Annotated in this window: 12 protein-coding genes and 1 pseudogene; 6 read left to right on the plus strand and 7 right to left on the minus strand. The window is 67.3% G+C overall.

Features of this window, described 5'->3' with window-relative positions:
- From C8J30_RS10200 to C8J30_RS10210, 3 genes and pseudogenes are all read left to right on the plus strand, one after another.
- The coding region (locus C8J30_RS10200; protein WP_146227878.1) for an integrase core domain-containing protein at positions 1 to 114 on the plus strand (114 nt) is incomplete at its 5' end.
- A gap of 156 nt (positions 115 to 270) precedes the next feature.
- Positions 271 to 540, plus strand: a pseudogene (locus C8J30_RS10205) (integrase core domain-containing protein); the annotation flags it as partial.
- A gap of 618 nt (positions 541 to 1,158) precedes the next feature.
- Positions 1,159 to 3,129: a YgiQ family radical SAM protein gene (locus C8J30_RS10210; protein ID WP_245909760.1), complete on the plus strand. Its 1,971-nt coding sequence runs from the start codon at positions 1,159 to 1,161 to the stop codon at positions 3,127 to 3,129.
- 7 nt (positions 3,130 to 3,136) lie between these two features.
- Here C8J30_RS10210 and C8J30_RS10215 read toward each other — a convergent pair whose 3' ends face one another.
- Entirely contained in the window at positions 3,137 to 4,423 is a 1,287-nt protein-coding gene (locus tag C8J30_RS10215) for an RsmB/NOP family class I SAM-dependent RNA methyltransferase (protein ID WP_245909761.1), read from the minus strand.
- Between the two features lie 263 nt (positions 4,424 to 4,686).
- Entirely contained in the window at positions 4,687 to 5,556 is an 870-nt protein-coding gene (locus C8J30_RS10220; RefSeq protein ID WP_110805755.1) for a DMT family transporter, read from the minus strand.
- Between the two features lie 91 nt (positions 5,557 to 5,647).
- Between C8J30_RS10220 and C8J30_RS10225 the strand changes: the two genes are divergently transcribed.
- Together C8J30_RS10225 and C8J30_RS10230 are read left to right on the plus strand one after the other, a co-directional pair.
- A complete protein-coding gene (locus C8J30_RS10225; RefSeq protein WP_110805756.1) occupies positions 5,648 to 6,538 on the plus strand; it encodes a LysR substrate-binding domain-containing protein in 891 nt (296 codons plus the stop codon).
- An 82-nt stretch (positions 6,539 to 6,620) separates the two neighbouring features.
- Positions 6,621 to 7,139 carry a DUF2478 domain-containing protein gene (locus C8J30_RS10230; RefSeq protein WP_110805757.1) on the plus strand — a complete coding sequence of 173 codons (519 nt, stop codon included), beginning with the start codon at positions 6,621 to 6,623 and terminating at the stop codon, positions 7,137 to 7,139.
- A gap of 108 nt (positions 7,140 to 7,247) precedes the next feature.
- Here C8J30_RS10230 and C8J30_RS10235 read toward each other — a convergent pair whose 3' ends face one another.
- From C8J30_RS10235 to efeU, 5 genes are all read right to left on the minus strand, one after another.
- Positions 7,248 to 9,350: a cache domain-containing sensor histidine kinase gene (locus tag C8J30_RS10235; RefSeq protein ID WP_110805758.1), complete on the minus strand. Its 2,103-nt coding sequence runs from the start codon at positions 9,348 to 9,350 to the stop codon at positions 7,248 to 7,250.
- Between the two features lie 144 nt (positions 9,351 to 9,494).
- Positions 9,495 to 10,298, minus strand: a complete 804-nt coding sequence (gene efeO, locus C8J30_RS10240) for an iron uptake system protein EfeO (protein ID WP_110805759.1) — start codon at positions 10,296 to 10,298, stop codon at positions 9,495 to 9,497.
- A 15-nt stretch (positions 10,299 to 10,313) separates the two neighbouring features.
- The gene (gene efeB, locus C8J30_RS10245) at positions 10,314 to 11,615 is read right to left on the minus strand and encodes an iron uptake transporter deferrochelatase/peroxidase subunit (RefSeq protein ID WP_110805760.1); all 1,302 of its coding nucleotides are present in this window, start codon (positions 11,613 to 11,615) and stop codon (positions 10,314 to 10,316) included.
- A 1-nt stretch (position 11,616) separates the two neighbouring features.
- Entirely contained in the window at positions 11,617 to 12,753 is a 1,137-nt protein-coding gene (locus tag C8J30_RS10250; protein ID WP_110805761.1) for a cupredoxin domain-containing protein, read from the minus strand.
- A 4-nt stretch (positions 12,754 to 12,757) separates the two neighbouring features.
- A complete protein-coding gene (gene efeU, locus C8J30_RS10255) occupies positions 12,758 to 13,588 on the minus strand; it encodes an iron uptake transporter permease EfeU (RefSeq protein ID WP_110805762.1) in 831 nt (276 codons plus the stop codon).
- A 158-nt stretch (positions 13,589 to 13,746) separates the two neighbouring features.
- On the opposite strand from efeU, the gene C8J30_RS10260 reads away from it, so the two are divergent.
- Entirely contained in the window at positions 13,747 to 14,892 is a 1,146-nt protein-coding gene (locus C8J30_RS10260) for an HPP family protein (RefSeq protein WP_110805763.1), read from the plus strand.
- Positions 14,893 to 14,953 lie beyond the last annotated feature (61 nt).

Raw genomic sequence — 14,953 nt, forward strand, 5'->3', positions numbered from 1 at the left:
GCAGGCATCGGCAAATGGATCGACTTCTACAACACGCAGCGCCCCCATTCGGCGCTTGGCGGAAGGACACCGGTTGAGGCCCATCAGGGCCAAGACCTGAAGGCGGCGGCTTGATCAACGGGCAAGCTTAGCAACGCCGCAAATCTGTCCGGAAAACGGGGACCACCTCACACCATCTACTCCCGGCCGATGCGCTTCGCCGTTTCCGGGGCTTGCGTGGCCCCACAGGGGCCACGGTCCCCTCCAACTCTGCGAGGCAAACGGGATCGGCACAGGCTGACCAAGCCCAACCACCCGTGGACCAATGGTCAGGTCGAACGAATGAACCGCACGATCAAGGAGGCCACCGTCAAGCGCTTCCATTACGACAGCCATGACCAGCTGCGAACGCACCTCGCGGACTTCATGGCGGCCTACAACTTCGCACGAAGGCTCAAGACCCTCGGCGGTCTCACGCCTTACGAATACATCTGCAAGATCTGGACATCAGAGCCTGACAGATTCATCTTGAACCCGATCCACCAGATGCCGGGACTGAACAATATCCCCGTCTGGTTCTTTCGTGACGGGGTCGGGCATCTGCGCGAGACGGTGAGCCCCGAGCTTTTCGTGGTCGCCGAGGACTGGAAACCCGATGTGGGCGCGCTGCGGGACTATCTCGACAAGGTCGACACGCAACTGGCGCTGTTTGACGTCGGGCTGCACATGAAGTTTCACGAGGCTTCACGGGCGGGCGATGACTTCGACCTGCGGCAGATCTTCGACGCCAGCTTTCTGGCCGAGGTGCCAGAGCAGGCGGTGACCTTCGCCGAAAACCACGACACCGCCGAAAGCCCGGGCTCGGTCACCGTGCTGACGAATGGCGATCGGGCCGAGAAATGGGTCGATCTGGGCCCCGATCGCGCCGGGGCGCGGTTTCGCGATTTTCTCGGCCACCTCGAGAGCGAGCTGGTGCTGGACGCGGCAGGCCGCTTGGCATCGCAAGCCCGCCGGTGTCGGGCTTATTGCGCATCTGCAAGCGTTCACCCTCGGCAGCGAGCCGAGTTGAAATGATCCCGATCGCGCCCTATACCTTGCACAATGTCCATCTCTCATACTTCCATCACACCGCGCCCGGGCCGAGGCTCTTCGGGCGCAGGCGCAGCGCCGTTCCTGCCGATGAGCCGGGCCGAAATGTCGGCTCTGGGTTGGGACGCCTGCGATATCATTCTGGTCACCGGCGACGCCTATGTCGATCACCCGAGCTTCGGCATGGCGATCATCGGCCGCCTGCTTGAATCGCAGGGCTTCCGTGTCGGGATCCTGTCGCAGCCCGACTGGCAATCGGCCGAGCCGTTCAGGGCGCTGGGCAAGCCGCGGCTCTTCTTCGGCGTGACCGGCGGCAACATGGATTCGATGGTGAACCGCTACACCTCGGATCACAAGCTGCGCCACGACGACGCCTATACCGCCGGCGGCGAGGGCGGCAAGCGGCCCGACCGCTCCACCATCGTCTATGCGCAACGCTGCCGCGAAGCCTACAAGGACGTGCCGCTGATCCTGGGCGGGATCGAGGCCTCGCTGCGCCGCATCGCCCATTACGACTACTGGTCGGACAAGGTCCGCCGCTCGATCCTCGCCGATGCCAAGGCCGATCTGCTGCTTTACGGCAATGCCGAGCGCGCCGTGGTCGAGGTGGCGAACCGGCTGGCCGCGGGGGAAAGCCCGCGCGATCTGGCCGACATCCGGGGTGTCGCGCTGTTCCGCCCGGTGCCCGAAGGCTACACCGAACTGCCCGCCGACGATCTCGACAGCGCCGACGAGGGGGCAAGCCGCACGGCGGGCAATACGGTGATCCGCCTGCCGTCCTTCGAGCAGGTCGAAACCGACCGAGAGGCCTACGCGCGCGCCTCGCGCGTGCTGCACCGCGAGGCCAATCCGGGCAATGCCCGCCCGCTGGTGCAACGGCACGGCGACCGCGATCTGTGGCTCAATGCGCCGCCGATTCCGCTCTCCTCCGAGGAGATGGACGCGGTCTATGACCTGCCCTATGCCCGCGCGCCGCACCCGTCCTATGGCGAGGCGAAGATCCCGGCCTGGGACATGATCAAGACCTCGGTCACGGTGATGCGCGGCTGCTTTGGCGGTTGCACCTTCTGCTCGATCACCGAGCATGAAGGCCGGGTGATCCAGAGCCGCTCGGAAGCCTCGATCCTGCGGGAAATCGAGCATATCCGCGACAAGACCCCGGGGTTTGCGGGCGTGATTTCCGACATCGGCGGGCCGACCGCGAACATGTACCGGATGGCCTGCAAGGACCCGAAGATTCAGGCGGCCTGCCGCCTGCCGTCTTGCGTCTTCCCGGACATCTGCCCGAACCTCGACACCTCGCATGACGATCTGATCCGGCTTTATCGCAAGGTCCGCGAGGTGAAGGGGATCAAGAAGGTGATGGTGGCGTCAGGCGTGCGCTACGATCTGGCGGTGAAAAGCCCGGAATACATCAAGGAACTGGTGACCCATCACGTCGGCGGTTACCTCAAGATCGCGCCGGAGCATACCGAGCGCGGGCCGCTTGACGTGATGATGAAGCCCGGCATCGGCACCTATGACCGGTTCAAGGAAATGTTCGACGCCGCGGCGAAACAGGCGGGCAAGAAGTATTTCCTGATCCCCTATTTCATCGCCGCCCATCCCGGCACCACCGACGAGGACATGCTGAACCTCGCGCTGTGGCTGAAGAAGAACCGCTATCGGGCCGATCAGGTGCAGACCTTCCTGCCCTCGCCGATGGCGACCTCGACGGCGATGTATCACACCGGCATCAACCCGCTGAAAGGCGTGCGGCGCGGCGCCTCGGAGCCCGTGGGCACGGTGCGGGGCGCACGGCAGCGGCGGCTGCACAAGGCCTTCCTGCGCTATCACGACCCGGACAACTGGCCGGTTCTGCGCGAGGCGCTGAAGGACATGGGTCGGGCCGATCTGATCGGCACCGGGGTGAACCATCTGGTGCCCGGGCATCAGCCGCCCGGAACCGGCAAGACCGTGGCGGGCAAAGCGGCGCCGAAGCGCAGCTCCTCGCGGCCGGGGCCGGGGGCGAAGACCTTCACCACCAAGGGCGTGCCGTTTCCGAAAACGCCGAAGAAATGAGCCGGGATCAGGCCGCGTCCCCGGACGGGGCCGGGGTTGCGGCGCGTTGCAGCACGGCGGCAAAGAAGCCGTCCGTGTCGTGGCGCGCAGGCGTCAGCGACAGATAGTCGGGATGCGCCGAGCCGGTCAGCTGCGGCGCCACCTCGGCGAGCGGCACGACGGAAAAATCGGGATGCGCCGCAAGGAAGGCCGCCACCCGATCCTCGTTTTCCTCGGCAAGCAGCGAGCAGGTCGCATAGACGAGCCGCCCGCCGGGCTTCACCAGCCGCGCCGCGCTGGCCAGAATCCGGCCCTGCAGCGCTGCAAGATTGTCCACGCCCTGCTCCTGCGGCGAGCGCCAGCGCGCATCGGGGTTCCGCCGCCAGGTGCCGGTGCCGCTGCACGGCGCATCGACCAGCACGCGGTCGAAACTGGCCTTGTGACGCTTCACCCAGCGGTCGGTCTCGCTGGCCAGAAGCCGGGTCTCGGCATTCTGCAGCCCGGCCCGGCGCGCGCGCTCGGCGCAGCGTTTCAGCCGCCCCTCGTTCACGTCGCAGGCGATGATCCGGCCCTTGTTCTGCATCTGCGCCGCGATCGCCAGCGTCTTGCCGCCTGCGCCGGCGCAGAAATCGACGACACGATCGCCGGGCCGCGCCGCCACCAGCAGCGCGACAAGCTGCGAGCCCTCGTCCTGAATCTCGATCGCGCCGTCCTTCAGCCCCGGCAGCCGTCCCAGCGACAGCCGCGCGGTGACCCGAATGCCCGAGGGCGCCACCGCCGAAGGCTCGGCCGGAAGACCGATCTCGCGCAGCGCCCGCAGCGCCGTCTCGCGCGTGGATTTGAGCGTGTTCACCCGCAGATCGAGCGGCGGCACCGTCAGCATCGCCGCCATCTCGGTCGCGAATTCCGCGCCGAAGCGGCGCCGCAGCGCCTCGGCCGCCCAATCCGGGCATTCCAGCCGCACATCCTCGGGCATGGCGGGGCTGTCGACCGTGCCGCCATGCAGCTTGACCACCAGCGTGTGTTCCGCCTCGGTCAGGATCGTGGGCGCATATTTCGCACCGCTGAACAGCCGCTTCATCTGCTCCGGCGTGCGCCGCTCGACCAGCGTCAGAAAGGCCAGCAGCCGGTTGCGGTGGGTGTCCTTGCGCCCGTGCCGATCAAGCCACCAGCCCAGCCGGGCCTGATGGCGCAAGAGCGCATGCAGCGCGGCGATGATCTCGCCCCGGTCTTCCTCGCCGATCTGGCGGCGGGCACGAAACCAGGCGGACACGACGGCATCGGCAGGACGCGCGACGCTGTCGACTTCGGACATGAGCTCAAGGATGGCTTGCAGACGGGCAGCAGGGGTCACGGTCAGACGATCTGGATGAGAAGCGATGGCAGGTGCGAGAGCGATGCCCGGTCACTGTTCGCACCTGTTGGCCAGCCACCAGCGGCCTTGCAGCCGGATCGGCAACTTACCGGGTCGATCGGCGTTTGGAAACCTGCATTCGTGACCTTGGTGATCGGGGCGGACGGTGTCCCGCCCCCGGCGCCTCGTGTCCCGCCCCCGTCGGGGCAGGAGGCCAGTCGCGCTTACGCCCGGGCGAGCTGACGCACCCCCGCCGCCGCATTCAGCACGATCGCCGTCAGCAAGATCGCCCCGCCAAGCAAGGTGCCTGCGCGCGCCGTCTCGCCCATCACCAGCCAGACCCAAACCGGGGCCAGCATCACCTCGACATTCGACAGAAGTGTGAGTTCGGCCGAGGGCACGACCCGGCTGCCAAGCGTGTAAAGGATCATCCCGCCCGCGAGCGTGCCCATGCCCATCAGCGCGCACCACAGCAGATCGGGCGCGGGCAGCAGCAACTCCTGTCCGGTGAAGCCCGCCATCATCGCCGCGACAAGGCTGGCAAAGATCCCGCCCAGCACCGTCGCGGGAAAGCTGTCCTCGATCCGGCGCCAGCGCAGCGCGACGGTGAAGGTCGCGAAGCCGAAAGCCGACAGCAGCGCCGCGATGTTGCCGATCATCGCCCCCGAGGCCAGCCCGTCCTGCACCATGATGAAGATGCCGACCAGCGCGACGCCGATCGCCGACCAGGTGCGGGTCGCCACCGCCTCCCGGAGGACGAGCCGCCCCAGAACCGCGGTCAGGAAAGGCGAGGCGGCAAACAGGAAAGCCGCATTCGCGATGCTGGTCGATTGAAACGCCAGAATCGCGCCGCCCATCGCCACGACAAGGCCAAGCCCGCCAATCACCCCGGCCATGCCGCCCCGGCGCAGCGCGGGGATCAGCGCCGTGCCGCGCGCCCGCAGGAACAGGATCACCACCGCCACCATCGTCGCCGAGCGCCAGAACAGGATCGGCCAGGGGCCCGGGGCGTCGATCTGACGAATGATCAGCGCCTGAAACGACCACAGCAGGCCCGCCGCAATCACCAGTGCCATGCCTGTTCCGTAACGCATCTGCGGCCTCTTTCCGTTTCGCCTCATCTAGGGCTTGCGCCCACATTCAATCAAACGAATAGTATTGAGACCTATCCTCAGGAAATCTGATATGCCGGAACCGCTCGATCTTGCCCTTCTGCGCAGCTTCGTCGCCGTGATCGATGGCGGCAGCGTTCTGGCCGCCGCGGCGCGGGTCGGTCGCAGCCAGTCGGCGGTCAGCATGCAGATCCAGCGGCTTGAAGACGAGGTGGGGCGACCGCTGTTTCGCCGCGACGGCCGGACCCTGCGCCCGAACCCGGCGGGCGAGGAGCTGCTGCTGCATGCGCGTCGGCTGCTGCGTCTGTCGGACGAGGCGCTCGCCAGCCTGCGCCGCCCGCAGGAGGCGGGTCTGGTGCGGCTCGGCGTGCCCGAGGATTACGCCGCCTATCTGCTGTTGCCGGTGCTGGCGCGGTTTGCCCAGCATCACCCGCTCGTCGAGATCGAGCTGATTTGCGAGCCCTCCGCGGCGCTTTTGCGGCATCTGGAGACCGGACGGATCGATCTGGCGCTGGTCACCCGGTATCCGCATCAGCCCTTTGCGATCTTGCGGCAGGAACGGTTCGTCTGGGCCGCGGCGCCCGATCAGGCCGCCTGGCTGCGCGATCCCCTGCCGGTGGCGCTTTTCGAGGCGGGCGACATTGCGCGGCGCTATGCGCTCGAGGCGTTGCAGGCGGTGGATCGGCGCCACCGCGTCGTCTGTTCAAGCAAGAGCCTGCACGGGCTGATCGCCGTCGCGCAGGCCGGGCTCGCGGTGGTGGGGATGGTCGAGGCCAGCATTCCCCCCGGCCTTGTGGCGCTGAGCGAGGCCGATGGCATGCCAAGCCTGCCGATGTTCGATCTGAGCCTGCTGGCCAGCCCCGGCGCCGAGGGCCATCTGACCGGGCAGCTGCATGACTTTCTGACCGCGGAATTGCGCGGGCCGGTCTCGACACCGATGCGGAGCGATGAGCCGGCGGCGTGATCCTCGCGGCAGCTGGCACGAAAACCCCTCGATACGGCCGCGCGCGCCGGGTATCGTGAGGCCGCGAACGGGGAGAGACAGGATGCGACTGGCATATCTGCAGGCCGAGGGCGGCGAAACGAACCGGCTGCTGGCGGAGTTTGTCGAAACCGCAACGCGGCGCGGCCTGAGGGTGATCGGCACGGTGCAGGTGAATACCGACAATCCGCGCACCGGGCGGTGCGACATGGATGTGACGGTCTTGCCGGGCGGTCCGGTGCTGCGGATTTCGCAAGATCCGGGAACGGGGTCGCGCGGCTGCCGTCTTGATCCCGCCGCGCTTGAAGAGGCCGTGGCGCGCACCGAGACGGCGCTGGCGGCGGGGGCCGATCTGATGGTCGTGAACAAGTTCGGCAAGCACGAGGCCGAGGGGCGCGGCTTTCGCGCGCTGATCGGCGAGGCGCTGGCGCAGGGTGTGCCGGTGCTGGTGGGGCTGAATGGGTTGAATGCGGCCGCTTTCGCGGATTTCGGCTCCGGGCTTGCGCAGCGGCTCGACGCCGCGCCCGAGGCGCTGCTGCGCTGGCTCGCGGCGGGCATGGAAGAGAGGCAAGCCGCTTCGTGACGGCTTGGCCGCGACGGCTTGCCTTGGGGGCGAGGGGATCGGCCGCGCCGCGGATGACGCGTGTCCCATCTTGCGCGTGGCCTGGCCCCTGCTGACCGCCGGGCCGTTTCAGGCGCAGGGCCGGCAGGGGATGCGCAGGGTGAAGGTGCAGCCCTGACCCTCGACGCTGTCGAAGTCGAGGCCGCAGTCCGCGACATCTGCAAAGCGCTTCGCGATCGCAAGCCCGATGCCCGCGCCGCTGATCGTGCTGTTCTCGTGACCGAGCCGGTGGAAGGCCTTGAACACGCCGTCGCGGTGCTCGGCGCCGATGCCGACGCCGGTATCGATGATCCGCACCGGCACGCGGCCGTCATCCTCGGGGTCGATCTGCACCGTCACCGTGCCGCCGGGCAGGTTGTATTTCACCGCGTTCGAGACCAGCTCATCCAGGATCCGCCGCAGGATCTTGGCATCGCCCCGCAGCTCCGGCAGCGGCTGCGCGGGCGGCGGCAGATCAAGCGTCACGGCGCGTTTGGCGGCTTCCGGGCGATGCGCCTCCAGCGTCTCGGCGAGCAGGGCCGGAAGGTCCAGCGGCTCGGCCGCCAGCCGCAGATCCTGCTGCTCGATCCGGCTCAGATCGAGCACGACATCGACCAGCCGCACCAGATCCCAGCCCGCCGTCGAAATCCCGCGCACCTGCGCCAGACGTTCGCCATCAAGCCGCATTCCCTCCGATCCCTCAAGCAGATCGGCGTAACCGATGATCGCGTTCAGGGGGGTGCGCAGCTCATGGCTCATCGCCGAGAGGAAATTCGCCTTCGTCCGGTTCGCCGCGTCGATCTTGTCGCCCATCCGCACCAGATGCTCGCCCACCTTCTGCAATTCCTCGATCGCATAGGGCGGGGCGGGGGGCAGGGTGCCGCCATCCGAAATCACCGCCATCCGATGTTCGAGATCGCCCAGGGGCTGCGCCACCCGGTCGCTCATCGTGGCGGAGCGGCGCCACAGGAAGGCAAAGAACCCTGCGTAGAAGACCAGCAGGATGCCGAGCATCCCTTTCGAAACGAAGGCAAGCTGGCTGCGCAGATCGCTTGAGGCGGCCAGAACGCTGTCTTCGCTGGCCAGAACGACAAGCGACCAGTTCGGTCCCGCCACCTTCGCCCAGGAGGCGATCATCGGCCGACCGAGATCGATACGCCGCACGCCATGGGTCTGCATCTTCATCGCGCGGGCCAGCTCGCTCAGCATCGGTTTGCGAAAGATGTTGAATTCCGCGGGCTTGAACGTGTCCTTGAGGATCGCCTCTTCGTAGCTGTGATCCAGCAACTCGCTCAGGCCCAGATCGGTCTCGCCCTTCGGGGGCAGCGCCAGAATGGTGCCGTCGCGACCGACGAGCACGGCATAGCCGTCGCCCGGAATGCGGATGTCGAGCACGCGCTGCACGATGGTGCCGATGGTGACATCGATGCCCACCACGCCTTCAAGGCGGGCCGGGCTGTAGACGGGCGCGATCGAGGAGACCATCCAGCCGCCCCCCGCCGGATCGACATAGGCGTCGGTCCAGACCGGATTGCGTTCGGGGTCATGGGCGGCATCGGCCTCGTAGTAGAAATTGTAGCTCGGGATATCCATCTTCGGCGGATAGATTTCGAGCACGTCGAACCAGGGATAGATGCGGTTCAGGCTGTCCCAGGTGTTCAGATAGAGCTGCGCGATCAGCGGATCGCTGTCCTTGATCGAGCGCATCAGCGGATCGAGCCGCACCGTGCGCCAGACCTTGTCCATTTCCGCCTCCCCCACCGGCACGATGCCGGAATAGAAGACGGCCGAGCCGCCCGTATCGCGCAGGGTGTGAAAGGCGCCGTCGGGGCTGAGCGCGTGATTTTCCTGTTCGGCCTCGGAGACGAGGGCCGGGGTCTGCAGGGCGCGGCCGGCCTCTCCGGCATAGATGCGCGTCATCGCCGTGATCGCGTCGAGCCGATGCGCGATGATATTCGCCTCGCGCGAGGCGGCGTCGCGGACGGTATCGGTCGAAATCCGGGTGATGGCGGCGGCGGAGCGATCGTAGACCACCTGGCTCGTGCCCCAGTAGATCGCGACGAAGCCGAATTCGATCAGCAAAAGCGGGATCAGCGCCGCCTTGACGTAGGACCGCCAGAGCCATGCCTTGAGCGGCACGGGGTTCGTGCCGGGGCTTTTCCTGCCCACCTGTTCCGTTGCTGTTTTGGCCATCAGGGGCGTCCCGGTTGGGTCGAGTCGCCCCGTTATAGTCCGATCTGTTTCCAAATCCCTGAACAGGCTTGCCCTGCGTCGGAATGAAGCCGTCGCAAGCTGGCGCCCCCCGACCGGATCGGGGGGCGTTTTCGTTGGGCCGCGTCAGCTCAGGCCAAGCCGGGCGCGCAGGGTGGACAGGTCTTCGGCCAGCGTGTTGACCAGCGCCGAGAGCCGCTTGCGGTCTTCGTCGGTCAGTTTCTCGTAGCTCGCGAAGCCGTCGCCCTCGCGATATTTGCCAAGCGTGTCATAGACCTTGCCGAAATTCCCCTCGACCGAGGCGACGAAATCGCGATCCTCGACCATCGGGCCGAAGAGATCGACAATCTTCTTGGCACCGTCGAAATTGCCCTGAAAATCCCACAGGTCGGTGCGGGAATAGCGGTCTTCCTCGCCCGAGATCTTCGTCGCCGCGACCTCGTCCATCAGCACCGAGGCGCCGCCCACCACCACCGCGGGCGGGAAGGTCAGGCTGTCGATGCGCTTGGCAAGCTCGGTCACATCGGCTTCGAGCTTGTCGGCGACGGCGGTGACGTGATCGGTCTTGCCCTCGACCCAGAGCGCATATTCGAGCCGGTGAAAGCCGGTGAAGGCCGGGTCCGCTTCGGCCTTTTCGTAATCATCGGCGCGGGCGTCGATCGGCGCGTCGAGATCGGCGAAAAGCTCGGCTACCGGTTCGATCTTTTCATACGAAAGCCGGGTGGGCGCAAACAGCGCCTTCGCCTTGTCGATCTCGCCCGCCTTCACCGCGGCGACGAAAGCCGAGGTGTCGGCCACCAGCTGTTCGGTGTTTTCCGAGACGTAAAGCTTGTAATCGGCAATCGGCGCCACAAGGTCGAGCGTCGCTTCGCCCGCGGCAAGGGGGGTGGCGAGAGCGGCCAGCGTGGCGGCAAGAGACAGCATCTTCATCGGGGTCGTCCTTTCTCAGGTCTTTTGCGGAGCGTGGCCGATGGCGTCGATCAGCTGACGGCCGAGGTAATCATCGGGTCCGGGCCCAAAGCCCGGGAGGGCGAAGAAATAGCCTCCGCCCACGGGTTTGATATATTCTTCAAGGGGTTCACCATTCAGCCGCGTCTGCGCGGCGATGAAGCCATCGGTCAGGCTGGCCTGCCAGGCGATGAACAGAAGCCCCTGATCAAGCTGGCCTGATTTCGTCACCCCGTTCGAATAGTTGAACGGGCGGCGCAGCATCAGATGCTTGATGCCCTCCGCATCGCGCGGGTTGGCGAGGCGGATATGGCTGTCGAGCGGCGTCGCCGTGCCCTCGGCGTCGGCGGCGTAATCGGGCACGTCGGCCTCGGTGCCGTGGCGCTTGTCGAGGGGGGCGCCGGTGATGCGGGTGCGGCCGAAGATGCGTTCCTGTTCCGCAAGCGGTGTGCGGTCCCAGCGTTCGACGAAATTGCGGATGAGCCGCACCGCCATATAGCTGCCGTCCTTTGCCCAAGTTGGCTCGGCGGCGTCATGCACCCAAAGCACGCGGTCCAGCAGCGCCCCGTCGGCACTGTCGGGGTTCGCCGAGCCATCGCGGAAGCCGAGGAAATTGCGCGCACTTTCGACGACGCCCGCGGGTTGCGGCGGAATCACGGGCACGTTGCCCTCCTGCTTCCAGCGCAGCACCAGCTGATCGGGCAGGTTCTTGATCAGATCGCGCAGCGCATGGATGATGGTTTCCTGCGTGTTCGCACAGATCTGGATCGCGATGTCGCCGTGGCACAGATCGGGGTTCAGCGCGTCGTTCGGAAAGCCGGTCATCCGGGTCAGCTGCACCGGGCGCAGCGCCGAAAGCCACGGATGCGCCTCAAACAGCGAGGCGCCAAGCGCCAGTGTCACCGTCAGCGCATCGGGGCGCAGCTCGGGGCCAAGGATGCCGCTGTCGGCGGGCGGCAGGGCGGGGTCAAGCTCGGGCACCTTGCCGCCGCTCGTGAGGAAGGCGATCCGCTCGGTCAGGCGGCGAAACAGTCGCTCCAGATCGGCGGGGGTGTCGACGATCACGTCGAAGGCCGCGACCAGACCCCAGGCCGGGCGCGGCGTGACGATGCCCGCCTGAAACCGGCCGAAGGGCGCGATGCGGTCGGCGGCCGAGGTCGTGCCCGCCTGCGGCGCGGCGGTCAGCGCCGAGGCTTGCGGCGCGGTTTCCGCCCGGGCGCGCCCAAGGCTGAAGGGGCAGGCGGCAAGGCCGAGGCCAAGCCCGCCCAGAACGGCACGGCGAGAGGGGGAATGGCTCATCTCAGGGCTCCAGTCCAAGCGTGGCATTGATCCCGGCCAGGGCATCGGCGGCGGCAGTCAGCGCCGCGGCGGTGGCCTTGTGGTCGAGCGGAACCGCGGTCACCGCGGCATGAACGGTTTCAATGCTGACCGTGACCTTGGCCGCCTGCGCCGGATCGGCGGCACTCAGCAGCGGGTCGAGCACGGCGCGGGCACGCTCGAGCGTCTCGAGCCCGGCCGCCAGCAGCAGATGATCGTCGCCCGCATAGGGGGTCAGGCTGTTGGCCGCGGTCGCATCGGCGAGGCTGCGGGCATAGCGGGCGGCATCGGCGGCGATGCCCTCGGGCGTGCCGTCGAAGGCCTTGACGCGGGCCTGAAACTCCACCGCATCCTTGCTCAGGGCCGCCGCGACCGGGGCGAGGCCGTCCAGCGAGGATTGGGCGAAGAGCCCGTATTCAAGCCGGTGCAGGCCGGTGAACCTCGGGTCCGCCTCGCGTTTGGCAAGCCAGGCCGCTTGCGGCGCGATGCGGTTTTGCAGATCGGCCGCCTGCGGCGCCACCGTACCAAGGCTTGCCCAATCCGCCGCCGCTTGCGTCCAGGCGGTCTTCGCCGCCGCCAGATCGCCCGCGTCGATCGCCTGTTGCAGCGCCTGCGCCGCGCGGGCGAATTTCCCCGCCGCCTTCATCAGCTGCACCTTGCGCTCGGACAGCGGCCCGATCAGCTCGCGCAGCGGCGGCGCGGCGGTCTCGGCGGCGCTTTCGGCCGTGGCCAGCACTGTCAGCTTGCCACGCGGATTGGACAGAAGCCCGCAGGTGATGTCATAGACGCCCGGTTTCAGCCGCTCGCTCAGCACCGAGGAAAACCCGGGCGCGATGTTTTCGCGCTCGGCCACCACCATCACGCCATTCAGGATTTCCCATTCCACCGGCCGATCCGAGGCATTGCGGATCAGGAAACTTGCGGGGCCCGCCGGCACTTCGAGCGCCATCGGCTCGCAGGCGGTGGCGGTGACGGTCACCGGGATCGCCCCCGCGGTTTCGGGCTTGTTTTGCGCCGAGGCCAGCCAGAACAGCGCGACGCCGCCCAGAACCAAGAGGCCGCCCGTGCCCAGAAGCAGCGGAATGAGGCGCCCGGACGGCGCTTGCGCAGGGGTGCTCATCGGATCAGGCCTTTTGCGGAAGAAGGGCAGGGGCGGGACGCAGGAACAAGGGCAGCGTCACGGCAAGGAAAGCGGCCCAGAGGCCCACTTCGCCCACCGTCGGGCTGTCGTGATAGCCAAAGAGCGCCGAGAGCACGGTGCCAAGGATCGAGGCGTTGGGCAGCACATGGCTCAGATCCCAGGCGGGGATTTGCAGCGCGTTCCAGAGCCCGGCCTCATGCAGGCTGCGCAGCGCGCCCGAGAGCAGCCCGGCGGCGACGAACAGGATGAAGAGCCCCGAGACGCGGAAGAACCGGCGCAGGTCGAGCCGCATCCCGCCCGAATAGATCCCGAAGCCGAGCACGACCGAAATCGCGATGCCCGCCAGCGCCGCAAGGGGGGCGGCCGGGCCGGGGCTTTGTTCGAAGATCGCGAGCAGGAAGAAGACCGATTCGAGCCCCTCGCGGGCGACGGCAAAGAAGGACATCGCGATCAGCGCCCAGATCGTGCCCTGTCCGGGCGCGGTGTCGAAGGCGGCGTCGATGCCCCGTTCGAGCGTCGCCCGGATCGAGCGCGCGGCGGCGCGCATCCAGAACACCATCCAGACGAGGACACCGACCGCGATCAGGGCGACGGCAGCCTCGAACCCCTCCTGGGTCTTTTGCGGAAAGCCCGCGTGCAGGAATTGCAACCCCGCGCCGACAAATAGCGACAGCGCAACGGCAAACAGGACACCGACCCAGATCGCGCCAATCCAGGCGCCCCGGCCGGTCCGGCGCAGGTAAGCGGCGATGATGACGACGACAAGGGCGGCTTCGAGCCCTTCGCGCAACATGATCAGAAGCGGGGCAAGCATGGCATGTCCTATCCTTATTCATTTTGTCGGATATTCATGCCGATTAAAATAGTCAAGATATATCTTGTCGAGCTTTGCCGGTTTGACCCCGCGACGGCGGCCCCGGGGCTTGATCCCTGCACGCGGACAGGGAATGCTGCCGAAAACGGGAGGAACCGATGCGCATCCTGCGATCCCTTGGGCCAGCGGTGCCGTGCGCCGGTCTGCGCGAGGCCCTGCGGGCCGGATTCGGTGTCTTTGCCGCGCTGGCGGTGCTCAGCCTGTTCCCGCTGCTTCCGCCGCAGGGGCTGCGGCTTGGCTATCTGCTGGTGCCGCCCTTCGGGGCGACGGCGCTGCTGCTTTTGGCGGTTCCCTCCAGTCCGCTGGCGCAGCCCTGGTCGGCGCTGGTCGGCAACATGCTGGCGGCGCTGATCGGCGTTGCCGCCACGCATGTGCCGATCGATCCCGGCCTGCGCGTCGCGGGGGCGGTGGGGCTGGCGGTGGTCGTGATGATTCTGGCCCGCGCCGTGCATCCACCCGCGGGGGCGGTGGCGATGATGACGGCGCTGCGTCCCGATGCGGTGGCGCAGCTTGATTTCTGGTTCGTGCTGATGCCGGTCGGGCTTGGCACACTGGCGCTGGTGGCGCTCGCTGCGGGCTATGCGCGGTTGACCGGGCGGCACTATCCGTTCCGGCAGTTCGAGGCCCCGAACCCGCATCGCACCGCCGATGCCGCGCCCCCTGAGCGGCTGGGCCTGACCGAGGACGAGCTGACCGAGATCCTGACCCGGACCCGGCAATCGCTCAACCTCGGGGTCGAGGATCTGGCCCGGCTCGTTGGCGCGGCGGAATTGCAGGCGGCGACGCATCGCACCGGGCCGATGACCGCGGCCGAGATCATGTCGCGCGATCTGATCACCGTGCGCCCCGAAACGCCGCTGACCGAGGTGGCGGCGCTGTTTCAGCGTCATCGTTTCACCTCGCTGCCGGTCGTGGGGGCCGAGGGGCGGTTTCTGGGGGTGATCTTCCAGATCCATCTGATCTTGCGCGCGCGCGAGGATGCGCTGCGCCTTGATCGCGGCTTTGCAGCGGCGGCCCGGCGGCTTTTTGATCCGAAGGGGGCGCCCAAGGTTTCTGCCGCGGATATCATGGCGGTGGCGATCCCGCGCGTGACGCCGCAAACGCCGATCGCGGCGCTCTTGCCGATGATGGCTGATGGCCGGATCGATGCGGTTCCGGTGCTGCAGGGGCAGGAGATCACCGGCATCGTCACCCGCACCGATCTGATCGCGGCTCTGGCCCGACGGGCCGTGCGTGACAGTTAAGGGGGGGCAGCGTCACAAAAGCCAAAAGCCGCTTGAAGCGGCTGTCTCGTCACATCTTGTG

The sequence above is a fragment of the Rhodobacter viridis genome, assembly GCF_003217355.1.
GTDB classification, from domain to species: domain Bacteria; phylum Pseudomonadota; class Alphaproteobacteria; order Rhodobacterales; family Rhodobacteraceae; genus Rhodobacter; species Rhodobacter viridis.